General features: G+C 58.9%; 22 protein-coding genes. 19 read left to right on the forward strand and 3 right to left on the reverse strand.

Annotated features, from left to right (window positions below; all coding sequences use genetic code 11):
* Positions 1-177 precede the first annotated feature (177 nt).
* Together clpA and clpS are read right to left on the reverse strand one after the other, a co-directional pair.
* Positions 178-2,448, reverse strand: a complete 2,271-nt coding sequence (gene clpA, locus ACYZT7_RS21635) for an ATP-dependent Clp protease ATP-binding subunit ClpA (protein WP_129436903.1) — start codon at positions 2,446-2,448, stop codon at positions 178-180.
* Positions 2,449-2,478: 30 nt separating this feature from the next.
* Positions 2,479-2,862, reverse strand: a complete 384-nt coding sequence (gene clpS / locus ACYZT7_RS21640) for an ATP-dependent Clp protease adapter ClpS (protein ID WP_034146919.1) — start codon at positions 2,860-2,862, stop codon at positions 2,479-2,481.
* 225 nt (positions 2,863-3,087) lie between these two features.
* On the opposite strand from clpS, the gene cspD reads away from it, so the two are divergent.
* On the forward strand, positions 3,088-3,354 hold the full coding sequence (gene cspD / locus ACYZT7_RS21645) for a cold shock domain-containing protein CspD (protein WP_462038165.1): 267 nt from the start codon (positions 3,088-3,090) through the stop codon (positions 3,352-3,354).
* 78 nt (positions 3,355-3,432) lie between these two features.
* Here the strand turns inward: cspD and icd are convergent, their stop codons facing one another.
* Positions 3,433-4,689 carry an NADP-dependent isocitrate dehydrogenase gene (gene icd, locus ACYZT7_RS21650; protein ID WP_131062372.1) on the reverse strand — a complete coding sequence of 419 codons (1,257 nt, stop codon included), beginning with the start codon at positions 4,687-4,689 and terminating at the stop codon, positions 3,433-3,435.
* A gap of 495 nt (positions 4,690-5,184) precedes the next feature.
* Between icd and ACYZT7_RS21655 the strand changes: the two genes are divergently transcribed.
* From ACYZT7_RS21655 to nuoJ, 18 genes are all read left to right on the forward strand, one after another.
* Positions 5,185-7,410, forward strand: a complete 2,226-nt coding sequence (locus ACYZT7_RS21655; protein ID WP_462038166.1) for an NADP-dependent isocitrate dehydrogenase — start codon at positions 5,185-5,187, stop codon at positions 7,408-7,410.
* 215 nt (positions 7,411-7,625) lie between these two features.
* Positions 7,626-8,072, forward strand: coding sequence for an NUDIX hydrolase (locus ACYZT7_RS21660; protein WP_449644682.1), 447 nt, complete (start codon positions 7,626-7,628; stop codon positions 8,070-8,072).
* Between the two features lie 59 nt (positions 8,073-8,131).
* Complete coding sequence (gene mnmA, locus ACYZT7_RS21665) at positions 8,132-9,277, forward strand: tRNA 2-thiouridine(34) synthase MnmA (RefSeq protein WP_462038167.1); 1,146 nt, start codon at positions 8,132-8,134, stop codon at positions 9,275-9,277.
* The gene (gene hflD / locus ACYZT7_RS21670; RefSeq protein ID WP_347805483.1) at positions 9,274-9,897 is read left to right on the forward strand and encodes a high frequency lysogenization protein HflD; all 624 of its coding nucleotides are present in this window, start codon (positions 9,274-9,276) and stop codon (positions 9,895-9,897) included. Before mnmA ends, hflD begins: the two co-directional genes overlap by 4 nt.
* 126 nt (positions 9,898-10,023) lie before the next feature.
* Entirely contained in the window at positions 10,024-11,394 is a 1,371-nt protein-coding gene (gene purB / locus ACYZT7_RS21675) for an adenylosuccinate lyase (RefSeq protein WP_461970157.1), read from the forward strand.
* 86 nt (positions 11,395-11,480) lie between these two features.
* Entirely contained in the window at positions 11,481-12,650 is a 1,170-nt protein-coding gene (locus ACYZT7_RS21680; RefSeq protein WP_449644680.1) for a ribosomal protein uL16 3-hydroxylase, read from the forward strand.
* Entirely contained in the window at positions 12,643-13,068 is a 426-nt protein-coding gene (locus ACYZT7_RS21685) for a GNAT family N-acetyltransferase (protein ID WP_462038168.1), read from the forward strand. The genes ACYZT7_RS21680 and ACYZT7_RS21685 overlap by 8 nt, the downstream gene beginning before the upstream one ends.
* Positions 13,069-13,312: 244 nt before the next feature.
* Positions 13,313-14,083: a secretin N-terminal domain-containing protein gene (locus ACYZT7_RS21690; RefSeq protein ID WP_462038169.1), complete on the forward strand. Its 771-nt coding sequence runs from the start codon at positions 13,313-13,315 to the stop codon at positions 14,081-14,083.
* Positions 14,084-14,558: 475 nt separating this feature from the next.
* On the forward strand, positions 14,559-15,884 hold the full coding sequence (aceA, locus tag ACYZT7_RS21695; RefSeq protein ID WP_282377694.1) for an isocitrate lyase: 1,326 nt from the start codon (positions 14,559-14,561) through the stop codon (positions 15,882-15,884).
* A gap of 538 nt (positions 15,885-16,422) precedes the next feature.
* Positions 16,423-16,836, forward strand: a complete 414-nt coding sequence (locus tag ACYZT7_RS21700) for an NADH-quinone oxidoreductase subunit A (RefSeq protein ID WP_003223812.1) — start codon at positions 16,423-16,425, stop codon at positions 16,834-16,836.
* 10 nt (positions 16,837-16,846) lie between these two features.
* On the forward strand, positions 16,847-17,521 hold the full coding sequence (locus ACYZT7_RS21705; RefSeq protein WP_008146035.1) for a NuoB/complex I 20 kDa subunit family protein: 675 nt from the start codon (positions 16,847-16,849) through the stop codon (positions 17,519-17,521).
* A 72-nt stretch (positions 17,522-17,593) separates the two neighbouring features.
* Positions 17,594-19,378, forward strand: coding sequence for an NADH-quinone oxidoreductase subunit C/D (nuoC, locus tag ACYZT7_RS21710; protein ID WP_008146037.1), 1,785 nt, complete (start codon positions 17,594-17,596; stop codon positions 19,376-19,378).
* 2 nt (positions 19,379-19,380) lie between these two features.
* On the forward strand, positions 19,381-19,878 hold the full coding sequence (gene nuoE, locus ACYZT7_RS21715) for an NADH-quinone oxidoreductase subunit NuoE (protein ID WP_008146039.1): 498 nt from the start codon (positions 19,381-19,383) through the stop codon (positions 19,876-19,878).
* Entirely contained in the window at positions 19,875-21,230 is a 1,356-nt protein-coding gene (gene nuoF / locus ACYZT7_RS21720) for an NADH-quinone oxidoreductase subunit NuoF (protein ID WP_462038170.1), read from the forward strand. Before nuoE ends, nuoF begins: the two co-directional genes overlap by 4 nt.
* Before the next feature lie 137 nt (positions 21,231-21,367).
* A complete protein-coding gene (gene nuoG / locus ACYZT7_RS21725) occupies positions 21,368-24,082 on the forward strand; it encodes an NADH-quinone oxidoreductase subunit NuoG (RefSeq protein ID WP_462038171.1) in 2,715 nt (904 codons plus the stop codon).
* Positions 24,079-25,086, forward strand: coding sequence for an NADH-quinone oxidoreductase subunit NuoH (gene nuoH, locus ACYZT7_RS21730; RefSeq protein ID WP_449644675.1), 1,008 nt, complete (start codon positions 24,079-24,081; stop codon positions 25,084-25,086). The genes nuoG and nuoH overlap by 4 nt, the downstream gene beginning before the upstream one ends.
* A gap of 12 nt (positions 25,087-25,098) precedes the next feature.
* The gene (gene nuoI / locus ACYZT7_RS21735; RefSeq protein ID WP_218192018.1) at positions 25,099-25,644 is read left to right on the forward strand and encodes an NADH-quinone oxidoreductase subunit NuoI; all 546 of its coding nucleotides are present in this window, start codon (positions 25,099-25,101) and stop codon (positions 25,642-25,644) included.
* Between the two features lie 9 nt (positions 25,645-25,653).
* Positions 25,654-26,157, forward strand: coding sequence for an NADH-quinone oxidoreductase subunit J (gene nuoJ / locus ACYZT7_RS21740; RefSeq protein ID WP_095631557.1), 504 nt, complete (start codon positions 25,654-25,656; stop codon positions 26,155-26,157).
* Positions 26,158-26,159: the final 2 nt, after the last annotated feature.

Genomic DNA, 26,159 nt, shown 5'->3' on the forward strand with positions numbered 1-26,159 from the left:
TGCCGCACACGGACAATGTGGGAGCGAGCTTGTTCGCGATGACGGCAGTACATTCAACATTGATGCAACCTGATCCACCGCTATCGCGAGCAAGCTCGCTCCCACAGGGATCTTGTGTTGATCCGGCGGACAGCAAAAAGGCGCCTTTCGGCGCCTTTTGCTTTACAGCAACAACCGTCAGGCCATCTCTGCCGTGGTCTCGAAGTCGAAGGTCAGCTCGCCGTCCTTGAGATCGATGTGAACCACACCACCATGGTCGGCCAGTTCGCCAAAGAGAATCTCTTCCGCCAGCGGACGCTTGATCTTGTCCTGGATCAAACGCGCCATTGGTCGAGCGCCCATTGCCGTGTCGTAGCCACCCGCTGCCAGCCAACTACGCGCAGCGTCCGTCACTTCCAACTGCACGCGCTTGTCTTCCAGTTGCGCCTGAAGCTCGGTAAGGAACTTGTCCACCACGCTTTTGATAACCTCATGACTGAGGCGACCAAACTGAATAATGGTGTCCAAACGGTTGCGGAACTCCGGCGTGAAGCTCTTCTTGATCACTTCCATCGCATCGGACGAGTGGTCCTGATGGGTGAAACCGATCGAAGCGCGAGCTGCCGTTTCGGCACCGGCGTTGGTCGTCATGATGACGATCACGTTACGGAAATCCGCCTTGCGCCCGTTGTTATCGGTGAGCGTACCGTGGTCCATGACCTGCAGCAGCAGGTTAAAGACTTCCGGATGCGCCTTCTCGATTTCATCGAGCAACAGCACGCAGTGAGGTTGCTTGGTGATGGCTTCGGTCAACAGACCGCCCTGATCAAACCCGACATAGCCTGGAGGCGCACCGATCAGACGCGATACGGTGTGGCGCTCCATGTACTCCGACATGTCGAAGCGAACCAGTTCGATGCCCAACGCCTTGGCCAGCTGACGCGCCGCTTCGGTTTTACCGACACCGGTAGGCCCTGCGAACAGGAACGAACCGACGGGCTTGTCAGGCGACTTGAGGCCGGCACGGGACAGCTTGATCGCGGTCGACAGCGAGTCGATCGCGGCATCCTGACCAAATACCGTCAGCTTCAGGTCACGTTCAAGGTTACGCAGCAGCTCTCTGTCGGAGCTGTTGACGTGCTTAGGCGGAATCCGCGCGATTTTCGCAACGATGTCCTCGACCTGAGGCACTTCGATGCGTTTCACGCGCTTCTCGATCGGCTGCAGACGCTGGTAGGCGCCCGCCTCGTCGATGACGTCGATGGCCTTGTCCGGCATGTGCCGGTCATTGATGTAGCGCGAGGCCAGCTCAGCCGCTGCACGCAGGGCTTCATCGCTGTATTCAATACCGTGGTGCGTTTCGAAACGCCCTTTCAGGCCGCGCAGGATGCTGATGGTGTCTTCCACCGACGGTTCCGACACATCGACCTTCTGGAAGCGTCGTGCCAAGGCACGGTCCTTCTCGAAGATCCCACGGAATTCCTGGAACGTGGTCGAACCGATGCAGCGGATATCACCCGACGACAACAGCGGCTTGAGCAGGTTCGAGGCATCCATGACGCCACCCGATGCGGCACCCGCACCGATAATGGTGTGGATTTCGTCGATGAACAGGATCGCCTGCGGACGTTTTTTCAGCTCATTGAGTAGCGCCTTGAAGCGTTTCTCGAAATCGCCGCGGTATTTGGTCCCGGCCAGCAAGGCACCCAGATCGAGGGAATACACCACGCTGTTGGCCAGCAAGTCCGGCACCTGGTTGTCGACAATGCGTTTGGCCAGGCCTTCGGCAATCGCGGTTTTACCCACGCCTGCCTCGCCCACCAACAGCGGATTGTTTTTGCGACGACGCGCCAGGATCTGTGCGACGCGCTCGACTTCCAGCTCACGGCCTACCAATGGATCGATACGACCCTGGCGCGCGAGTTCGTTGAGGTTGCTGGCATAAGCATCCAGAGGATTGCCTGAAGATGAAGACTCACCGCCCTCGTCGTCCTGCATATCTTGCTCACCTTCAGAGTGATCGCCATGCCCCGGCACTTTGGAAATGCCGTGTGCGATGTAGTTGACGACATCGATACGCGCAACGCTCTGCTGTTTCAGCAGGAACACTGCCTGACTCTCTTGCTCACTGAAGATCGCGACCAGTACGTTGGCGCCAGTCACTTCGCGTTTGCCCGAGCTCTGTACGTGAAAGACAGCACGTTGCAGAACACGCTGGAAGCCCAGGGTTGGCTGGGTTTCACGATCCTCGTCATGCACGGGGATCAATGGCGTGGTGGAGTCGATGAACTCCTGCAGATCGTGCTTGAGTTTGTCGAGGTTTGCGCCGCAGGCACGCAAAACGGTGGCGGCAGCCTCATTGTCCAATAGGGCCAGCAGGAGGTGTTCGACGGTCATGAATTCATGACGCTTCGATCGGGCCTCCTTGAAGGCAAGATTGAGGGTGACTTCGAGCTCGCGGTTTAACATAGCTTCACCTCATACCCAAGTGGTCGGCGATTAACCGTCCTTCTCGATTTCACAGAGTAGCGGATGCTGGCTTTCCCTGGCGTACTGGTTGACCTGCATGGCCTTAGTCTCGGCGATGTCGCGGGTAAACACTCCACATACTGCCCGTCCTTCTGTGTGGACGGCCAGCATGACCTTGGTCGCCAGCTCTCGATTCAGGTTAAAAAACACCTCGAGTACTTCGACGACGAAATCCATCGGTGTGTAGTCATCATTGAACAAAACCACCTTGTACATCGGCGGCGCCTGTAAAGCAGGCTTGGCCTCCTGAACAGCAATGCCTGCGGAATCGTCGTCGTGTTCCTCCGGATGATCTTTTTGGAGAGTCGGGCGATCCTGATTGAATGTTAGTCGAATCTGGCTGATTGCATGCATGGAAAGAAAGGTTCGTCAGTTGTGCAAATACAGTGGTGGGGGCGACCATCGCCGATTTCAACTCCGACTGCCTGGTCACCTTGACTATCGGCAAAACGGTGTTACAACCAATAGAGCCCACAGTGGGTAAAAAAGGTCCGCGGAGTCAATCTTATTTCTGAGAACTGACTGCGGATGTACTGGATGATACTCCAGTGATGGAGTCTGTTGCAGAGGGATATGGGTATGTCAGGTGTCAAGGTCAGCGGCAAGGTCAAATGGTTCAACAATGCCAAGGGTTACGGCTTCATCAATGAGGAAGGCAAGAGCGAAGACCTGTTCGCCCACTACTCGGCCATCCAGATGGACGGTTATAAAACCCTGAAGGCCGGACAGGCTGTCGTCTTTGAGATCATTCAGGGCCCCAAAGGCCTGCACGCCATCAATATCGGCGCGCCTCAGGACACTCAGAATGTGGTCGCTCCCACCGGACAACAAACCGTCACGGCTTGAATTCGCACCCACCCTCCAGTTATAAAAAAACCGCCCGACTCAATCACTTGAGTCGGGCGGTTTTTTATGACCTGTCGCTTACATATGCGAAATCAGCGCATCACCAAACGCCGAAGAGGACAGCAGCTTCGCGCCTTCCATCAAACGGTGGAAGTCATAGGTCACGGTCTTGGCGGAAATCGCGCCGTTGGTGCCTTTGATGATCAGGTCAGCCGCTTCGGTCCAGCCCATGTGACGCAGCATCATCTCGGCGGACAGGATCAGGGAGCCCGGGTTGACCTGGTCCTTGCCAGCGTACTTCGGTGCAGTACCGTGGGTCGCTTCGAACATCGCAATGGTGTCAGACAGGTTGGCACCCGGTGCGATACCGATACCGCCCACTTCTGCCGCCAGGGCGTCGGAGAGGTAGTCGCCGTTCAGGTTCAGGGTGGCGATCACATCGTATTCGGCCGGGCGCAGCAGGATCTGCTGGAGCATGGCGTCGGCGATGGCATCTTTGACGATAACGTTCTTGCCGGTTTTCGGGTTTTTGAACTGCATCCACGGACCGCCATCGAGCAGGGTCGCGCCGAACTCTTCAGCCGCCACTTCGTAGGCCCATTCCTTGAAGGCACCTTCGGTGAACTTCATGATGTTGCCTTTGTGCACGATGGTCAGCGAGTCGCGGTCGTTGTCGACCACATACTGCAACGCCTTGCGCGCCAGACGCTTGGTACCTTGCAGCGAAACCGGCTTGATGCCGATACCGCAGTTTTCGTCGAAACGGATCTTGGTGACGCCCATTTCATCTTTAAGGAACTTGATGACCTTGGTCGCTTCCGCCGAACCGGCTTTCCACTCGATACCGGCATAAATGTCTTCCGAGTTTTCGCGAAAGATCGTCATGTCGACGTCGCCTGGTTTCTTGACCGGGCTAGGCACGCCTTCGAACCAGCGCACAGGGCGCAGGCAGACATAAAGGTCGAGTTGCTGACGCAAGGCCACGTTCAGGGAGCGAATACCGCCGCCGACCGGCGTGGTCAGCGGGCCCTTGATAGAAACAACGTAATCCTTGACCGCGTCCAGGGTTTCCTGAGGTAGCCAGGTGTCCTGATCGTAAACCTGAGTCGCTTTCTCCCCGGCATAGACTTCCATCCAGGAAATTTTGCGCTCGCCGCCGTAAGCCTTCTTAACAGCAGCATCGACAACCTTGATCATGACCGGGCTGATATCAACGCCAATACCATCACCTTCGATGAAGGGGATGATCGGGTTGTTAGGAACATTGAGAGAATGGTCCGCGTTGACGGTGATTTTGTCGCCGACTGCTGGAACCTGAATCTTCTTGTATCCCATGCTGAACTCCATTGTTTGGATTGAACATCTGGCTTCGTTCGAGCGTACCCCAGTTAAATCGGCACGCAAACCCTATGTTCCATTCATCTGCCGCAAAGCTGCACAGTTCGCGGCCTACAAGCCTGAAAGCAAAGGGAAAAGCGCCAAACTCAAGCACGGTGCAAGACTCTACGCCCCGCTCGCCCCTGCGACCTTTAGACCAATGGACGATATTCGTTACCTATGAACCATCGGCAGATTGCCAGCTACCTATGTATAATGCCGCCCGCTGACCACAGAGTCACGACGGCCAAACCTCTCTACTACGAGGCTCCAGGCCCGAAAAAGCCGGACTGTTACCGCAGTCCACCCGCTTGACGCTCGACTGATGCACCCAACATCACCGCGAAGAAACCTCGACATTCGGCTCATGGATGACTTTGAACGAACGCGCTCACACGGCGCCCCTCGAGCTTTCCGCGCACGCTTAGCAAAGAAGAGAGAGTTAATCCGAATATGCCCACCCGCTCGAAGATCATCTATACCTTCACCGACGAAGCTCCCGCCCTCGCCACCTATTCACTGCTGCCTATCGTAGAGGCCTTCACCGCCTCCGCTGATATCGCCGTGGAAACCCGCGATATCTCTCTTGCAGGGCGCATCCTGGCCAGCTTCCCCGAGCAACTGGGTGACAAAGCCGTAGCCGACCACCTCGCCGAACTGGGCGACCTGGCCGTTACGCCTGAAGCCAACATCATCAAGTTGCCGAACATCAGCGCTTCGGTTCCGCAACTGCAAGCCGCGATCAAGGAACTGCAAGCCCAGGGCTTCGCACTGCCTGACTACCCGGAAACCGTGACCAGCGACGCCGACAAGCTCGCCAAGTCGCGTTACGACAAGATCAAGGGCAGCGCCGTGAACCCGGTTCTGCGCGAAGGCAACTCTGATCGTCGTGCACCGCTGTCGGTCAAGAACTACGCGCGCAAGCACCCGCACAAAATGGGCGCCTGGGCTGCGGACTCCAAGTCCCACGTAGCGCACATGAGCACCGGCGATTTCTACGGCAGCGAAAAAGCTGCCCTGATCGACGCCGCTGACGCCGTCAAAATCGAACTGATCGCTCAAGACGGCACCACCACCGTCCTGAAAGAAAAAACCACCGTGCAAGCCGGTGAGATCCTCGATTGCGCGGTCATGAGCAAAAACGCTCTGCGCAGCTTCATCGCTGCCGAGATCGAAGACGCCAAGCAAAAAGGCGTGCTGCTGTCGGTTCACCTCAAAGCCACCATGATGAAGGTCTCCGACCCGATCATGTTCGGCCAGATCGTTGCCGAGTTCTACAAAGACGCACTGGCCAAGCACGCTGACGTGCTGGCACAGATCGGCTTCAACCTGAACAACGGCATCGGTGACCTGTACGCTCGCATCAAAGCCCTGCCAGCTGAGCAGCAAGCTGCGATTGAAGCGGACATCCAGGCGGTCTACGCCGCTCGTCCGTCGTTGGCCATGGTCAACTCCGACAAAGGCATCACCAACCTGCACGTGCCGAGCGACGTTATCGTCGACGCCTCGATGCCAGCGATGATCCGTGACTCCGGCAAAATGTGGGGCACTGACGGTCAGTTGCACGACACCAAGGCTGTGATCCCGGATCGCTGCTACGCCACCATCTACCAGGCGGTGATCGAAGACTGCAAGCTGCACGGCGCCTTCGATCCAACCACCATGGGCAGCGTGCCAAACGTTGGCCTGATGGCGAAAAAAGCTGAAGAGTACGGCTCCCACGACAAGACTTTCCAGATCAAGGCAAATGGCGTAGTTCGGGTTTCCGACGGCGCTGGCCGCACCTTGCTGGAACAGTCGGTTGAAGCGGGCGACATCTTCCGCATGTGCCAGACCAAAGACGCGCCGATCCAGGACTGGGTCAAGCTGGCCGTCAACCGTGCTCGCGCAAGCGCTACTCCAGCCATTTTCTGGCTGGACCCAATGCGCGCCCACGACGGTGTAGTGATCGAGAAAGTTCAGGCGTACCTGAAGGATCACGACACCGCTGGCCTGGACATCCGCATCATGTCGCCAGTCGACGCGATGGCCTTCACCTTGGGCCGCACTCGCGAAGGCAAGGACACCATCTCGGTGACCGGCAACGTACTGCGCGACTACCTGACTGACCTGTTCCCGATCATGGAACTGGGCACCAGCGCCAAAATGCTGTCGATCGTTCCGCTGATGAATGGCGGCGGCCTGTTCGAAACCGGCGCCGGCGGTTCGGCACCGAAACACGTTCAACAACTGCTGGAAGAGAACTTCCTGCGCTGGGATTCCCTGGGTGAGTTCCTGGCCCTGGCCGCCTCCCTTGAGCACCTGGGTGTTACCTACAACAACCCTAAGGCACTGGTGCTGGCCAAGACCCTGGATCAGGCCACCGGCCAGTTCCTGGACAACAACAAGTCGCCATCGCGCAAAGTCGGCAACATCGACAACCGCGGCAGCCACTTCTACCTGGCGCTGTACTGGGCTCAAGCCCTGGCTGCCCAGACCGAAGATGCTGCATTGCAAGAGCAGTTCGGCGAACTGGCCAAGACCCTGACCGAGAACGAAGCAACCATCGTTGCCGAGCTCAACGCCGTTCAGGGCAAGCCAGTGGACATCGGCGGTTACTACCACGCCAATGCCGAGCTGATCAGCAAAGCCATGCGCCCAAGCAACACTTTCAACACCGCGATCGCTGCGCTGGTTTAAGGTTGTAAGGGAGCATCGCAAACCCCGGCCCCGTGCCGGGGTTTGTGTTTCTGGCGTTCACACATATTTATCTATCAGAACCCGGACCTGTGGGAGCGAGCTTGCTCGCGATAGCGGTTTATCATTCAACACTGATACTGACTGACCCACCGCCATCGCGAGCAAGCTCGCTCCCACAGGGACCGTATTTCAACATCAAGAATCGAGGAAGTCTCATGGATTGGCTACCCCACATCACCGTCGCCACCATCGTCGAAGACAACGGCCGCTTCCTGATGGTCGAAGAATCCAAGGGTGGACGAACGGTGCTCAACCAGCCCGCCGGCCACCTTGACCCGGACGAAACCCTGATCGACGCTGCCGTGCGTGAAACCCTCGAAGAAACCGGCTGGGACGTCGAGCCGACGGGCGTGGTGGGGATTTACCTCTATACCGCCCCGAGTAACGGCGTGACCTACCAGCGGGTCTGTTTCACCGCAAAACCGCTCAAGCATCACCCCGACTATCAACTGGACGACGGCATCGTCAGCGCCAAGTGGCTGACGCGTGACGAATTGCTGGCACAGCGCGCAAACTGGCGCAGTGAGCTGATCATCCGCTGTATTGATGATTATCTGGACGGTCAACACTTCGGTCTCGAACTGATCCGCCCTTCTCTTTAGCCTTGCGGGCTTGGGCCTGTTAGAATCGCGTCCTTTTTAAAGACACTCATTGAATCCCTATGCGTGATCCAGCCCCTTCTGACACACAAAAGAAGCGCGTCATTGTCGGCATGTCCGGCGGCGTGGACTCTTCCGTTTCCGCTCTCCTGCTGATCGAGCAGGGTTATGAGGTGGAAGGCCTGTTCATGAAGAACTGGGAAGAAGACGATGGAACGGAATACTGCACCGCCATGGATGACCTGGCGGACGCTCAGGCTGTATGCGACAAGATTGGCATCAAGCTGCACACCGCCAACTTCGCCGCCGAGTACTGGGACAACGTGTTCGAGCACTTCCTGGCCGAATACAAGGCCGGGCGCACGCCGAACCCGGACATCCTCTGCAACCGCGAAATCAAGTTCAAGGCGTTCCTCGACTACGCCATGATGCTCGGCGCCGACCTGATCGCCACTGGTCACTACGTGCGCCGCCGTGATATCGATGGTCGCACCGAGCTGCTCAAGGGCCTGGACCCGAACAAGGACCAGAGCTACTTCCTGCACGCCGTCGGCGGCGAACAGATCGCCAAAACCCTGTTCCCGGTCGGCGAACTGGAAAAGCCCGAAGTGCGCGCGATTGCCGAGAAACATGATCTGGCCACCGCGAAGAAAAAGGACTCCACCGGGATCTGCTTTATCGGCGAACGCCGCTTCAGCGACTTCCTCAAGCAATACCTGCCGGCCCAGCCCGGCGAGATCAAGACCACCGAAGGTGAAGTCATCGGCCGTCACCACGGCTTGATGTATCACACCATCGGCCAGCGCCAGGGCCTCGGCATCGGCGGCTTGAAAGACGCGGGTGACGAGCCGTGGTACGTACTGATCAAAGACCTTGAGAACAACGAACTGATCGTTGGCCAGGGCAATGATCATCCGTATCTGTTCTCCCGCGCCCTGCTTGCCTCGGACATCTATTGGGTCAACCCGATTGATCTGACTGAGCCGCGCAAGTTGACCGCCAAAGTCCGTTATCGCCAGAGCGATCAACCCTGCACGCTGGAGAAAACCGCCACCGGCTACCGCGCCACCTTCGATGACCCGCAACGCGCGGTCACCCCGGGCCAGTCCGTGGTGTTCTACGACGGTGAAATCTGCCTCGGCGGCGGCGTGATCGAAATTGCGGAACCGTGGACCAGCAAAGGCACTGCTCAAGGCAAGCAGCAATGAGCCCGACTCAGGAGCAACTGACGGCACTGGGCGGCGTGTTCCTCGCCGCCGTGCTGGTCGACAAGATCGCCAAGACCGGCCAGACCACCGAAGCCGGCCTGACCTGCATGCTCGGCAGCCTGCTGATTCGTGATCCCAAGGACACGCTGGAAGTCTACGGCGGCGACGACATCAATCTGCGTGAAGGCTATCGCGCATTGATCGGCGCCCTTGAACGCGACCCGAGCACCCTTCAGCGCGAACCGCTGCGCTACGCGCTGGCGATGCTCGGTCTGGAGCGTCAACTGGCCAAGCGCAACGATATGCTGGATGAGATCGGCAAGCGCTTGCCGCAGATTCAGTCCCAGGTCGAGCACTTCGGCCCGGCTCACGAAAACGTGATTGCGGCCTGCGGTGCGCTGTACCAGGACACCTTGAGCACCTTGCGCCAACGCATTCAGGTCCATGGCGACATGCGCAACCTGCAACAACCGAGCAACGCTTCGAAAATCCGCGCCCTGTTGCTGGCCGGTATTCGATCGGCGCGCCTGTGGCGGCAGTTGGGCGGTCATCGCTGGCAGTTGGTGATCAGCCGTCGCAAGTTGCTGAAAGAGCTTTACCCGCTGATGCGCAGCAGCTGAACCGCGCCCGCAAGACCTTTTGTAATTTGTAACGCGTAAGACGCTGGTCAGTTGGCAACGGACCGGCGGATTTTTTCATGTATGATACGCGCCCCATTTCGTTGCCCGACTGTCCGAGAACACCCCATGCAGCTTTCTTCGCTCACTGCGGTTTCCCCTGTTGACGGCCGCTACGCCGGCAAAACCCAGGCCCTGCGCCCAATTTTCAGCGAGTACGGCTTGATCCGTGCTCGCGTTCTGGTTGAAGTGCGCTGGCTCCAGCGCCTGGCCGCTCATCCTGCCATCAGCGAAGTGCCGGCGTTCTCCGCCGAAGCCAACGCAGTGCTGAATACCCTGGCGGAAAACTTCGCTCTGGAGCACGCCGAGCGTGTCAAAGAGATCGAGCGCACCACCAACCACGACGTAAAAGCCATTGAGTACCTGCTCAAAGAGCAAGCGGCGAAGCTGCCAGAACTGGCCAAGGTCAGCGAATTCATCCACTTTGCCTGCACCAGCGAGGACATCAACAACCTGTCCCACGCCCTGATGCTGCGCGAAGGCCGTGATGACGTGATGCTGCCGCTGATGCGCCAGACTGCCGAAGCCATCCGCGAACTGGCGATTCGTTTCGCTGACGTGCCGATGCTGTCGCGCACCCACGGTCAACCGGCCTCGCCGACCACCCTGGGCAAAGAGCTGGCGAACGTGGTTTACCGTCTGGAGCGTCAAATCACCCAGGTCGCTGCCGTTCCGCTGCTGGGCAAGATCAACGGCGCTGTCGGCAACTACAACGCACACCTCTCGGCTTACCCTGAGATCGACTGGGAAGAAAACGCCCGCGCCTTCATCGAAGACGAACTGGGCCTGGGTTTCAACCCGTACACCACACAGATCGAACCGCACGACTACATCGCCGAGCTGTTCGACGCGATCGCGCGCTTCAACACCATCCTGATCGACTTCGACCGCGACATCTGGGGCTACATCTCCCTGGGTTATTTCAAGCAGCGCACCATCGCTGGCGAAATCGGTTCGTCGACCATGCCGCACAAGGTCAACCCGATCGACTTCGAAAACTCCGAAGGCAACCTGGGCATCGCCAACGCACTGTTCCAGCATTTGGCGAGCAAGCTGCCGATCTCCCGCTGGCAGCGCGACCTGACCGACTCCACCGTGCTGCGCAACCTCGGTGTCGGCTTCGCCCACAGCGTGATCGCGTACGAAGCAAGCCTCAAAGGCATCAGCAAACTGGAGCTCAACGCTCAGAAAATTGCTGCCGACTTGGACGCGTGCTGGGAAGTATTGGCCGAGCCAATCCAGACCGTGATGCGTCGCTACAACATCGAAAACCCGTACGAAAAACTGAAAGAGTTGACCCGTGGCAAGGGCATCAGCCCTGAAGCGCTGCAAACTTTCATCGACGGTCTGGACATGCCAGCCGCGGCCAAGGCCGAGCTGAAACTGCTCACCCCGGCGAACTACATCGGTAACGCTGTAGAGCAAGCCAAACGCATCTGATCGACCGCTTTACCCGTTTGAGACGCCCGGCAGCGCCGGGCGTTTTTATTCCCGTCTGAAAAGTGCTTTTTTTCAATAGGTTACACATGAATCCTGACATTCCTCTTCAACTTTTGGGCGGCATCACGGCGCGCGAATTCCTGCGCGACTACTGGCAGAAAAAACCCCTGCTGATCCGCCAGGCGATTCCTGAATTCGAAAGCCCGATCGACGCCGACGAACTGGCCGGCCTGGCGCTGGAAGAAGAAGTTGAATCGCGCCTGGTAATCGAGCACGGCGAGCGCCCTTGGGAATTGCGCCGCGGCCCGTTCGCCGAAGACGAATTCAGCAAATTGCCGGAACGCGACTGGACGCTGCTGGTTCAAGCGGTCGACCAATTCGTACCGGAAGTCGCCGAACTGCTGGAAAACTTCCGCTTCCTGCCGAGCTGGCGCATCGACGATGTGATGATCAGCTTCGCCGCCCCGGGCGGTAGCGTCGGCCCTCACTTCGACAACTACGACGTATTCCTGCTGCAAGGTCACGGCAAGCGCAACTGGAAAATCGGCCAGATGTGCGATTCCGAGAGCAAGCTGCTGCAACACGCCGACCTGCGCATCCTCGCCGACTTCGAGGCCACCGACGAATGGGTCCTGGAACCGGGCGACATGCTCTACCTGCCGCCGCGCCTGGCCCACTGCGGCGTTGCCGTTGATGACTGCCTGACCTATTCGGTCGGTTTCCGCGCGCCGAGCGCCGCTGAAGTGCTGACCCACTTCACCGACTTCCTCAGCCAGTTCCTGCCAGACGAAGAGCGTTACACCGACGCCGACGCCCTGCCTGCGGCTGATCCACATCAGATCCAGCACGACGCCCTTGATCGCTTGAAAGGCCTGCTTGCCGAGCACATGAGCGACGAGCGTCTGCTGCTGACCTGGTTCGGCCAGTTCATGACCGAGCCACGCTACCCGGAACTTGTGGTGGGTCCGGAAGAGATCGAAGAAGACGACCTGCTCGCCAGCCTTGAGCAAGGCGCAGTACTGATCCGCAACCCGAGCGCGCGCATGGCCTGGTCCGAAGTCGATGACGACCTGCTGCTGTTCGCCAGCGGCCAGAGCCGTTACCTGCCGGGCAAACTGCGCGAGCTGCTGAAGTTGATTTGCGCCGCAGACGCGCTGCACACCGACAACCTCGGCGACTGGCTGAGCGACGAAGACGGTCGAGGCCTGCTGTGTGAACTGATCAAGCAAGGAAGCCTGGGGTTTGCTGATGAATAAAATTCACGTACGTGTCGCAGACTGGCAAAAGGACAACGCCGAGATCCGGCGCATTCGTGAGACGGTGTTCATCGCCGAGCAATCCGTTCCGCCCGAGCTGGAATGGGATGCTGATGACGCAACTGCGGTGCATTTTCTGGCCTTCGAAGGCGACTTTCCGATTGGCACCGCTCGCCTACTGCCCGACGGCCACGTCGGCCGGGTGTCGGTACTGAAAGACTGGCGCGGCTTGAAGGTTGGCGATGCACTGATGAAAGCGGTGATCGGTGAAGCCGAGAAACGCGGGCTGAAGCAGCAGATGCTGAGCGCACAGGTACAAGCCACGGCGTTCTATGAGCGCCTGGGCTTCAGCCTGGTCAGTGAGGAGTTCCTGGAAGCAGGCATTCCGCATGTGGACATGGTGCGGCATTCCGCTTGAGACCGAGGTGCCCCCATCGCGAGCAAGCTCGCTCCCACAGGGTTTTAGGTGTTGCCACAGATTGCAGCAACACCATTGATCCACTGTGGGAGCGAGCTTGCTCGCGATGAGGCCCGCAAGAACACCACAATACGCCCCGCCATCCCCGGATGCCGGGGCGTTTTGCTGTCTACGATTCAACTTGCCCCACGCCGGGCCGACAAACTGGCAATATCACCACTTCAAGATGTCGGAGATAACGGATATGTCCCTACGCACCCTGCTCACCACGCTGCTGATGGCCTGCAGTTTTTCGGTTATGGCCGCCACCGAGATCGTGCCCCTGAACTACCACACCAGCGCCGACATGCTGCCGATGGCCCAGGATTTCATCGGTAAGGATGGTCAGGTCAGCGCCTACGGCAACCAACTGATCGTTAATGCCGATCAGCGCAAGATCGACGAACTTAAAGCCCTGATTGCGCAACTCGACACCCAACCCAAACGCCTGCTGATCACCGTCGACACCAACGAAAACAACGAAAACAACGTTCAGGGCGAGCAGGGTTATTCGGTGAACGGTGCCAAACCGAGCCAGACCCGCATCATCAATCGCAGCACCGACAGCCGTGATGGCGGAATCCAACAGGTTCAGGCCAGCGAAGGCGCACCAGCCCTGATCCAGGTCGGCCAGAGCGTGCCGCTGACCAGCACTCAGACCGACTCTTACGGCGACCTGCGAAGCCAGACCGAATACCGTAACGTCACCCAGGGTTTCTACGTCACCGCCAGCGTCACCGGCGACATCGTTCACCTGGCGATCAGCACCAATCGTGACCGCATGAGCCAGGAACGTCCCGATGTAGTGAATGTGCAAAGTACCGACACAACTGTCACGGGCCGGCTCGGAGAGTGGATCACCCTGGCGGGCGTAAATCGCCAGACACAGGCCGACAAACAGGGCCAGACCCGCAGCTACTCGACTCAGGGACGGGACGACATGACCCTGCGGGTGAAAGTCGATACTTTGGACTAAACCACCGAAAACTGACTGACCAGTCGTATTAGACCAAAGATGTAGTGCTTAAAAAAAAGCACTACAAAACGTTTGACGATACAAAAAAGCGAAGGCATGATGGCCTCGCTCCCGCTAATCAGGGGCCCTGGCAAGGGCCTTCGAGGCGCCGTTCGCACCCACCCCGCGAGCCGCTTCGTGTCTGTACCGCCCACAAGGTGTGTTTGACGAGGTTGCCGACTGGAACGAAGTTGTCCCGAGGGACGGAAGCGTAATTAGGTAACCCGGCTCCACACTGAAGTTCGCACCAAGGCCCACGACGCCCGAATGCGCCCGCCAGTTCGCCCTTACCTGCTCACTTCCCCTCGAGCCCATCGTTCATCCCGTCGCCATCCCCGCCGAATCCGACTTGACCACCTAAGCTTCTGGTCAGCGAGCGCATGAATTTTCCACCGCAGAACAACTTTCCGTAAAAGACGCGACGAGGTTTATCTCCATGGCACTGACACGCGAACAGCAAATTGCAGCCCTCGAAAAAGATTGGGCTGAAAACCCACGCTGGAAAGGCGTGACACGCGCTTACTCCGCTGCTGACGTCGTCCGCCTGCGTGGCTCGGTTCAACCTGAGCACACCTTTGCAAAATTGGGCGCCGAGAAACTTTGGAACCTGGTGACCCAGGGCGCCAAGCCGTCCTTCCGTCCTGAGAAAGATTTCGTCAACTGCATGGGCGCCCTGACCGGCGGCCAGGCTGTTCAACAAGTTAAAGCCGGTATCCAGGCGATCTACCTGTCGGGCTGGCAAGTCGCTGCGGACAACAACTCCGCCGAATCGATGTACCCGGACCAGTCGCTGTACCCGGTGGACTCGGTTCCAACCGTGGTCAAGCGCATCAACAACTCGTTCCGTCGTGCTGATCAGATCCAGTGGAAAGCCGGCAAAGGCCCGGGCGACGAAGGTTACATCGACTACTTCGCTCCGATCGTGGCTGATGCCGAAGCCGGTTTCGGCGGCGTACTGAACGCTTACGAGCTGATGAAGAGCATGATCGAAGCAGGCGCCGCCGGCGTTCACTTCGAAGACCAACTGGCTTCCGTGAAAAAATGCGGCCACATGGGCGGCAAGGTACTGGTTCCTACCCAGGAAGCTGTACAGAAGCTGACCGCTGCTCGCCTGGCTGCTGACGTTGCCGGTACTCCGACCATCATTCTGGCCCGTACCGACGCTAACGCAGCTGACCTGCTGACTTCCGATTGCGACCCGTACGACAAAGAGTTCGTGACTGGCGAACGTACTCAAGAAGGCTTCTACAAAGTGCGCGCTGGTCTCGACCAGGCAATTTCCCGCGGCCTGGCCTACGCGCCGTACGCCGATCTGATCTGGTGCGAAACCGCCAAGCCGGATCTGGACGAGGCTCGTCGCTTCGCCGAAGCGATCAAAAAGGAATACCCGGACCAACTGCTGTCGTACAACTGCTCGCCTTCCTTCAACTGGAAGAAAAACCTGGACGACGCGACCATCGCCAAGTTCCAGCGCGAACTGTCCGCCATGGGTTACAAGCACCAGTTCATCACCCTGGCCGGCATTCACAACATGTGGCACAGCATGTTCAACCTGGCGCACGACTACGCCCGTAACGACATGACTGCCTACGTGAAGCTGCAAGAGCAGGAGTTCGCTGACGCTGCCAAGGGTTACACCTTCGTGGCTCACCAGCAGGAAGTGGGCACCGGCTACTTCGACGACATGACCACTGTGATTCAAGGTGGCTCGTCGTCGGTAACCGCACTGACTGGCTCGACTGAAGAAGAGCAGTTCCACTGATCTGATTTGCCTGAGCAAACGGCCGTTGCGGACCGGATAGAAAGCTAACCGCAACGTCGCACAACTGACGCCCCGACTGGTTCGGGGCGTTTTTTTGCTCGCGATTTCACGCGCACGCTCCCACAAAAAGCGCTGAAAATCATTGATCCAGAGCAGTTTTTCGATCAGGAAAAGAAGGTAAAACGACCCCGTGCGCTACTTGCAGTAACGCGCATATAAGACATCTTTCCGGCCACCCACCCGTTAAACAGTTTAAAAACAGCCACAAACAATATTGATTATCATTTGGCCGCAACTATGCTCGTTACATTCCCTACAAAACATATTTGATGAAATCCCGGCTAATGCCCGCAACGCATGGGCTGAGGGGCTTTGGAGGTGCGCTATGTCCTTATTCCTATAAATAATTTCGCTATAGGAATTTTACTTGCACGGTGTTGTGCCATAAAATCAGCGGGATTGATTGCTGCGACATATCGTCACTGCTTTGTTTCTTTTCAAGCTCAGAGACCTTTGCTCTCTGTTAAGGATTACCAGCATGCCCGAAGCGACAGGACTCATGGCCCACAACTGGGGCTTTGCCATTTTCCTTTTGGGCGTCGTCGGCCTTTGCGCCTTCATGCTCGGCGTCTCCAGCCTCCTCGGGTCAAAAGCCTGGGGCCGCAGCAAAAACGAACCGTTCGAGTCCGGCATGCTACCTACAGGTGGTGCCCGCTTGCGGCTCTCAGCCAAATTCTATCTGGTCGCGATGCTCTTCGTGATCTTCGATATCGAAGCCCTTTTTCTCTTTGCCTGGTCTGTGTCCGTCCGCGAAAGCGGCTGGACCGGATTCGTCGAAGCTCTCGTTTTCATAGCAATTCTGTTGGCAGGTCTTGTCTACCTGTTCCGAGTGGGCGCTCTTGACTGGGCTCCGGAAGCTCGTCGCAAGCGGCAGGCGAAGCTGAAACAATGAGGCTTTGGCAATGCAATACAATCTCACCAGGATCGACCCCGATGCTCCTAACGAGCAGTATCCGATTGGCGAACGGGAAACCGTTTCCGATCCGTTAGAAGATCAAGTTCACAAAAACATTTTCATGGGCAAGCTCGAAGACGTGCTTAACGGCACGATCAACTGGGGGCGCAAGAACTCCCTGTGGCCGTATAACTTCGGTCTTTCGTGCTGCTACGTGGAAATGACCACCGCCTTCACGGCGCCCCACGACATCGCGCGCTTTGGCGCCGAGGTTATCCGGGCATCGCCGCGTCAGGCGGATTTCATGGTTATCGCCGGTACCTGCTTCATCAAGATGGCGCCGATCATTCAGCGTCTCTACGAGCAAATGCTCGAACCTAAATGGGTTATCTCCATGGGTTCGTGCGCCAACTCCGGTGGCATGTACGACATCTACTCCGTCGTTCAAGGGGTGGACAAGTTCCTGCCCGTGGACGTCTACGTGCCTGGCTGCCCGCCCCGCCCTGAAGCTTTTCTGCAAGGCTTGATGCTCTTGCAAGAGTCGATTGGACAGGAGCGTCGTCCGCTTTCCTGGGTCGTCGGCGATCAAGGCGTGTACCGCGCCGAGATGCCTTCGCAAAAGGAACAGCGCCGCGAACAGCGAATCGCAGTCACCAACCTGCGCAGCCCCGACGAAGTCTGATCCAGATCTGCTTCTTTTATAGAACGAGAAACTGGCTTCATTCTTTACGTTGACCGAAAGCGATAAATAACCATGACTACAGGCAGTGCTCTGTACATCCCGCCTTATAAGGCAGACGACCAGGATGTGGTCGTCGAACTGAATAACCGTTTTGGCCCCGAGGCGTTCACCGCCCAGCCTACCCGCACCGGCATGCCGGTGCTTTGGGTTGCCCGTGCCAAACTCGTCGAAGTCCTGACCTTCCTGCGCAACCTGCCCAAGCCGTACGTCATGCTCTATGACCTGCACGGCGTGGACGAGCGTTTGCGCACCAAGCGTCAAGGGCTGCCAAGCGGCGCCGACTTCACTGTGTTCTATCACTTGATGTCGATCGAACGTAATAGTGACGTAATGATCAAGGTCGCCTTGTCCGAGAGCGACCTTAGCGTGCCGACCGTTACCGGTATCTGGCCGAACGCCAACTGGTACGAGCGTGAAGTGTGGGACATGTACGGCATCAACTTTGCCGGTCACCCGCACCTGACCCGCATCATGATGCCGCCGACCTGGGAAGGTCACCCGCTGCGCAAGGACTTCCCGGCCCGTGCCACCGAGTTCGACCCGTTCAGCCTGACCCTGGCCAAGCAACAGCTTGAGGAAGAAGCCGCGCGCTTCAAGCCTGAAGACTGGGGCATGAAGCGTTCCGGGGCGAACGAGGACTACATGTTCCTCAACCTCGGCCCTAACCACCCTTCCGCGCACGGTGCGTTCCGCATCATTCTGCAGCTGGACGGTGAAGAGATCGTCGATTGCGTACCGGACGTCGGTTACCACCACCGTGGTGCCGAGAAGATGGCCGAGCGTCAGTCCTGGCACAGCTTCATTCCGTACACCGACCGTATCGACTACCTCGGCGGCGTGATGAACAACCTGCCGTACGTGCTCTCGGTCGAGAAGCTGGCCGGCATCAAGGTGCCTGAGAAGGTCGACGTCATCCGCATCATGATGGCCGAGTTCTTCCGGATCACCAGCCACCTGCTGTTCCTGGGGACTTACATCCAGGACGTCGGCGCCATGACCCCGGTGTTCTTCACGTTCACTGACCGTCAGAAGGCGTACACGGTGATCGAAGCCATTACCGGCTTCCGTCTGCACCCGGCCTGGTACCGCATCGGTGGCGTCGCTCACGACCTGCCGCGCGGCTGGGAAAAACTGGTGAAAGACTTCATCGAGTGGATGCCAAAGCGTCTGGACGAATACCAGAAAGCAGCACTGGACAACAGCATCCTGCGTGGACGGACCATCGGCGTCGCCGCCTACAACACCAAAGAAGCCCTGGAATGGGGCGTCACCGGTTCCGGCCTGCGTTCGACCGGTTGCGATTTCGACCTGCGTAAAGCTCGCCCGTACTCCGGTTACGAGAACTTCGAATTCGAAGTGCCGCTGGCGGCCAATGGCGATGCCTACGACCGTTGCATCGTGCGTGTCGAAGAAATGCGCCAGAGCCTGAAGATCATCGAGCAGTGCATGCGCAACATGCCGGAAGGCCCGTACAAGGCGGATCACCCGCTGACCACGCCGCCGCCGAAAGAGCGCACCCTGCAGCACATCGAGACCCTGATCACGCACTTCCTGCAAGTTTCGTGGGGCCCGGTCATGCCGGCCAACGAATCCTTCCAGATGATCGAAGCGACCAAGGGCATCAACAGTTATTACCTGACGAGCGATGGCGGCACCATGAGCTACCGCACCCGGATTCGCACCCCAAGCTTCCCGCACCTGCAGCAGATCCCTTCGGTGATCAAAGGCAGCATGGTCGCGGACTTGATTGCGTACCTGGGTAGTATCGATTTCGTTATGGCCGACGTGGACCGCTAAGCATGAACAGCACGCTTATCCAGACAGACCGTTTCGCCCTGAGCGAAACCGAGCGCTCGGCCATCGAGCACGAGCTGCATCACTACGAAGACCCGCGCGCGGCGTCGATCGAAGCCCTGAAGATCGTCCAGAAGGAACGTGGCTGGGTGCCTGATGGCGCGCTCTACGCCATCGGCGAGATCCTCGGCATCCCGGCCAGCGACGTTGAAGGCGTGGCGACGTTCTATAGCCAGATCTTCCGTCAACCGGTTGGCCGTCACATCATTCGCGTCTGCGACAGCATGGTCTGCTACATCGGCGGCCATGAATCGGTAGTCAGCGAAATCCAGAGCAATCTGGGCATCGGCCTGGGTCAGACCACCGCCGACGGTCGTTTCACCCTGCTGCCGGTCTGCTGCCTCGGCAACTGCGACAAGGCGCCGGCGTTGATGATCGACGACGACACATTCGGTGATGTGCAGCCTGCCGGCGTTGCCAAATTGCTCGAGGGCTACGTATGACCCTGACTTCCTTCGGTCCTGCCAACCGCATCAAGCGTTCGGCCGAGACTCACCCGCTGACCTGGCGTCTGCGTGACGACGGCGAAGCCGTATGGCTCGACGAGTACCAGGCCAAGAACGGTTACGCGGCTGCGCGCAAGGCTTTCGCCGACATGGCTCAGGACGACATCGTCCAGACCGTGAAAGACTCGGGCCTTAAAGGTCGCGGCGGTGCAGGCTTCCCCACGGGTGTTAAGTGGGGCCTGATGCCCAAGGACGAATCCATCAACATCCGCTACCTGCTGTGCAACGCGGACGAGATGGAACCGAACACCTGGAAAGACCGCATGCTGATGGAGCAACTGCCCCACCTGCTGATCGAAGGCATGCTGATCAGTGCCCGCGCGCTGAAAACCTACCGTGGCTACATCTTCCTGCGTGGCGAATACACCACCGCCGCCAAGCACCTGAACCGTGCCGTGGAAGAAGCCAAGGCTGCAGGCCTCTTGGGTAAAAACATCCTGGGCAGCGGCTTCGATTTCGAGCTGTTCGTCCACACCGGCGCCGGGCGTTACATCTGCGGTGAAGAAACCGCACTGATCAACTCCCTCGAAGGTCGCCGCGCCAACCCGCGCTCCAAGCCGCCCTTCCCTGCCGCCGTTGGCGTGTGGGGCAAGCCGACCTGCGTGAACAACGTTGAAACCCTGTGCAACGTGCCGGCGATCATTGCCGACGGCGTGGACTGGTACAAATCGTTGGCCCGCGAAGGCAGTGAAGACATGGGCACCAAGCTCATGGGCTTCTCCGGCAAGGTCAAGAACCCGGGCCTGTGGGAATTGCCGTTCGGCGTTACTGGTCGCGAGTTGTTTGAAGACTACGCCGGCGGCATGCGCGACGGTTACAAGCTCAAGTGCTGGCAGCCAGGCGGCGCCGGTACCGGCTTCCTGTTGCCGGAGCACCTGGACGCACAAATGTACGCCGGCGGCATCGCCAAAGTGGGCACCCGTATGGGTACCGGCCTGGCCATGGCGGTGGACGACAGCGTCAACATGGTGTCCCTGCTGCGCAACATGGAAGAGTTCTTCTCCCGCGAATCCTGCGGCTTCTGCACCCCGTGCCGTGACGGTTTGCCGTGGAGCGTCAAGCTTCTGCGCGCCATCGAGAACGGTGAAGGGCAAGCCGGCGATATCGAGACCCTGCTGGGTCTGGTCGGTTTCCTCGGCCCGGGCAAGACCTTCTGTGCTCACGCACCGGGCGCCGTGGAGCCGTTGGGCAGCGCAATTAAATACTTCCGCCATGAGTTCGAAGCCGGCATCGCGCCTACCAGCGCCGCCGTCCCGCCTCTGGCAAGGCCGAACGTAGTCGGCGCTTAACGCTTTAAAAAAAGCGAACGGTCCGTGCCGTTCGCTTTTCGCGCGATGACGCCTTTAACGGCTGTTTTGATTCGCGCGGATAACAAGATTCCATTAGCCACGCCCGCTGACACCGGGCCAACGAAGAACTTTGAACCATGGCCACTATCCACGTAGACGGCAAAGAGCTCGAAGTCGATGGGGCAGACAACCTGTTACAGGCATGTCTGTCGCTAGGCCTCGATATCCCTTATTTCTGCTGGCACCCAGCCCTAGGCAGCGTTGGCGCTTGCCGCCAGTGCGCGGTCAAGCAGTACACCGACGAAAACGACAAGCGTGGTCGGATCGTCATGTCTTGCATGACGCCAGCTACCGACGGCAGCTGGATCTCCATCGACGACGAAGAAGCGAAAGTGTTTCGCGCCAGCGTCGTTGAATGGCTGATGACCAACCACCCTCACGACTGCCCGGTCTGTGAAGAGGGCGGCCACTGCCACCTGCAAGACATGACCGTGATGACCGGCCACAACGAGCGCCGTTATCGCTTCACCAAGCGTACTCACCAGAACCAGCAACTGGGCCCGTTCATTTCCCACGAGATGAACCGCTGCATCGCTTGCTACCGCTGCGTACGCTTCTATAAGGATTACGCCGGCGGCACCGACCTCGGTGTATTCGGCGCCCACGACAACGTGTACTTCGGTCGCGTTGAAGACGGCACCCTGGAAAGCGAGTTCTCCGGCAACCTCACCGAGGTCTGCCCGACCGGTGTGTTCACCGACAAGACTCACTCCGAACGCTACAACCGCAAGTGGGACATGCAGTTCTCGCCGAGCATCTGCCATGGCTGCTCCAGCGGTTGCAACATCTCCCCGGGCGAGCGCTACGGTGAACTGCGTCGCATCGAAAACCGTTTCAACGGTTCGGTAAACCAGTACTTCCTGTGCGACCGCGGCCGTTTCGGCTATGGCTACGTCAATAGCAAGGATCGCCCGCGTCAGGCATTGCTGGCCAACGGCGCCAAGCTGACCCTCGACGAAGCGCTGGATAAAGCCGCCGACCTGCTGCGCGGTCGCAACATCGTCGGTATTGGTTCGCCGCGTGCCAGCCTCGAAAGCAACTACGCGTTGCGCGAACTGGTCGGCGCCGAGCACTTCTACTCCGGTATCGAAGCTGCCGAGCTGGAACGCATTCGTCTGGTCATGCAGGTGCTGAAAGACAGCCCGCTGCCGATCCCGAACATGCGCGACATCGAAGACCACGATGCAATTTTCGTCCTCGGCGAAGACTTGACCCAGACTGCTGCACGTATGGCCCTGTCCCTGCGTCAATCGGTCAAAGGCAAAGCTGAAGACATGGCCGACGCGATGCGCGTTCAGCCTTGGCTCGACGCCGCCGTGAAGAACATCGGTCAGAACGCGCTGAACCCGCTGTTCATCGCCAGCCTGGCTGAAACCAAGCTCGACGACATCGCTGAAGAATGCGTTCACGCGGCACCAGACGACCTGGCCCGCATCGGTTTCGCCGTGGCTCACGCCCTTGACGCCAGCGCACCTGCCGTTGAAGGTCTGGACGCTGAAGCCCTTGAACTGGCCAAGCGCATTGCCGACGCCCTGCTCGCCGCCAAGCGTCCGCTGATCATTGCCGGTACCTCGCTGGGTTCCAAGGCGCTGATCGAAGCCGCGGCAAACATCGCCAAGGCCCTGAAGCTGCGCGAGAAGAACGGTTCAATCAGCCTGATCGTGCCAGAGGCCAACAGCCTCGGCCTGGCCATGCTCGGTGGCGACTCGGTCGATGCCGCGCTGCAAGCCGTGATCGACGGTAAAGCTGACGCCATCGTCGTGCTGGAAAACGATCTGTACACCCGTACCGACAAAGCCCGTGTCGATGCTGCCCTGAACGCCGCGAAAGTGGTGATCGTGGCGGACCATCAGAAGACCGCCACCAGCGATCGCGCGCACCTGGTTCTGCCAGCCGCCAGCTTCGCTGAAGGCGACGGTACGCTGGTCAGCCAGGAAGGCCGCGCCCAGCGCTTCTTCCAGGTCTTCGACCCGACTTACCTCGACGCAAGCATCATGGTTCACGAAGGCTGGCGCTGGCTGCATGCCCTGCGCGCCACCCTGTTGAACCAGCCGATCGACTGGACCCAACTGGACCACGTCACCGCTGCCTGTGCCGCAAGCACTCCGCAACTGGCCGGCATCGTCAGCGCTGCACCGTCCGCCGCGTTCCGCATCAAAGGCCTGAAACTGGCTCGCGAACCGCTGCGTTACTCCGGTCGTACCGCCATGCGCGCCGACATCAGCGTGCACGAACCGCGTACTTCCCAGGACAACGACACCGCGTTCTCGTTCTCCATGGAAGGTTACTCGGGCTCGGTCGAACCGCGTCAGCAAGTGCCATTCGCCTGGTCTCCGGGCTGGAACTCGCCGCAAGCCTGGAACAAGTTCCAGGACGAAGTCGGTGGTCATATCCGCGCTGGCGACCCGGGCACCCGCCTGATCGAAAGCACCGGTGACTCGCTGAACTGGTTCGCCAGTGTTCCTCGCGCGTTCAACCCGGCTCCGGGCACCTGGCAGGTTGTGCCGTTCTTCCACCTGTTTGGCAGCGAAGAGAACTCTTCCAAAGCCGCGCCGGTTCAAGAGCGCATCCCGGCCGCCTACGTGTCGCTGGCCAAATCCGAAGCCGACCGCCTGGGTGTCAATGACGGCGCCATGCTCAGCTTGAATGTGGCTGGCCAGACCCTGCGTCTGCCACTGCGCATCAACGAAGAGCTGGGTGCCGGTCTGGTCGCATTGCCGGCCGGTATCGCCGGCATTCCGCCAGCGATCTTTGGCAAATCCGTTGACGGTCTGCAGGAGGCAGCTCTATGACCTTGTTCACTCCTGAAGTGATCGACGTGATCATCGCGGTCATCCAGGCCATCGTGATTCTGCTCGCCGTGGTGGTGTGCGGTGCACTGCTGAGCTGGGTCGAGCGTCGTTTGCTCGCCCTCTGGCAGGACCGTTACGGTCCGAACCGCGTCGGTCCGTTCGGCGCGTTCCAGATCGCTGCCGACATGATCAAGATGTTCTTCAAGGAAGACTGGACCCCACCGTTCGCCGACAAAGTGATCTTCACGTTGGCGCCGGTGGTTGCCATGAGTTCCTTGTTGATTGCCTTCGCGATCATCCCGATCACCCCGACCTGGGGCGTGGCGGATATCAACATCGGCATTCTGTTCTTCTTCGCCATGGCCGGTCTGTCGGTCTATGCGGTGTTGTTCGCCGGCTGGTCGAGTAACAACAAGTTCGCCCTGTTGGGCAGCTTGCGGGCCTCGGCGCAAACCGTGTCGTACGAAGTGTTCATGGGCCTGTCGCTGATGGGCATCGTGATCCAGGTCGGCTCGTTCAACATGCGCGACATCGTTGAGTATCAAGCGCAGAACCTGTGGTTCGTCATTCCGCAGATCTTCGGTTTCCTGACGTTCTTCATTGCCGGCGTCGCCGTGACTCACCGTCACCCGTTCGACCAGCCGGAAGCGGAACAGGAACTGGCCGACGGTTACCACATTGAATACGCCGGCATGAAATGGGGCATGTTCTTCGTCGGCGAGTACATCGGCATCGTGTTGATTTCGGCGCTGCTGGTGACCTTGTTCTTCGGTGGCTGGCACGGTCCGTTCGGTATTCTGCCGCAGATCCCGTTCATCTGGTTCGCGCTGAAAACTGCGTTCTTCATCATGTTCTTCATCCTGCTGCGCGCCTCGATTCCGCGCCCACGGTATGACCAAGTGATGGATTTCAGCTGGAAGTTCTGCCTGCCGCTGACCCTCGTCAACATGCTGGTGACCGCTGCGATCGTGTTGCTCAACACGCCCGCCGTCGCGGCTCAGTGAGGATAGAGAATCATGAAGTACATTTTTGACATCGTGCATGGCTTCTTCACCCAGCTTCGCAGCCTGGTGATGATCTTCGGCCATGCCTTCCGCAAGCGCGACACGCTGCAGTACCCGGAAGAAGCCGTGTACCTGCCGCCGCGCTTTCGTGGACGTATCGTCCTGACCCGCGACCCTGATGGCGAAGAGCGTTGTGTAGCCTGCAACCTGTGCGCCGTGGCATGCCCGGTCGGTTGCATCTCGCTGCAGAAAGCTGAAACCGAAGACGGTCGCTGGTACCCGGAGTTTTTCCGTATCAACTTCTCGCGCTGCATTTTCTGCGGCCTCTGCGAGGAAGCCTGCCCGACCACCGCGATCCAGCTGACACCGGATTTCGAGATGGCCGAGTTCAAACGTCAGGACCTGGTGTACGAGAAAGAAGATCTGCTGATCTCCGGCCCCGGCAAAAACCCTGATTACAACTTCTATCGCGTTGCAGGTATGGCAATTGCCGGTAAGCCGAAAGGCGCCGCGCAGAATGAAGCCGAACCGATCAACGTGAAGAGCTTGCTGCCTTAAGGAAGAAAGATGGAATTCGCTTTCTATTTCGCATCGGGTATCGCTGTTGTGTCCACGCTTCGCGTGATCACCAACACCAACCCTGTGCACGCCCTGCTCTACCTGATCATTTCGCTGATTGCCGTGGCGATGACCTTTTTCGCCCTCGGCGCGCCGTTTGCCGGTGTGCTGGAAGTGATCGCCTACGCTGGCGCCATCATGGTGCTGTTCGTGTTCGTGGTGATGATGCTGAACCTGGGCCCGGCCTCGGTACAGCAAGAGCGCGTCTGGCTCAAACCCGGCATCTGGCTGGGCCCCGTCGCACTCGGCGCCCTGCTGCTGGTTGAACTGCTGTACGTGCTGTTCAGCGACGCCAGCGGTCAGGCCATCGGCCACACCACCGTAGACGCCAAGGCCGTGGGCATCAGCCTGTTCGGTCCTTATCTGCTGGTGGTCGAACTCGCCTCGATGCTGCTGCTTGCTGCAGCCGTCACGGCGTTCCACTTGGGCCGCAACGAAGCCAAGGAGCAATGACG

The organism is Pseudomonas sp. RT4P38 (assembly GCF_054897765.1).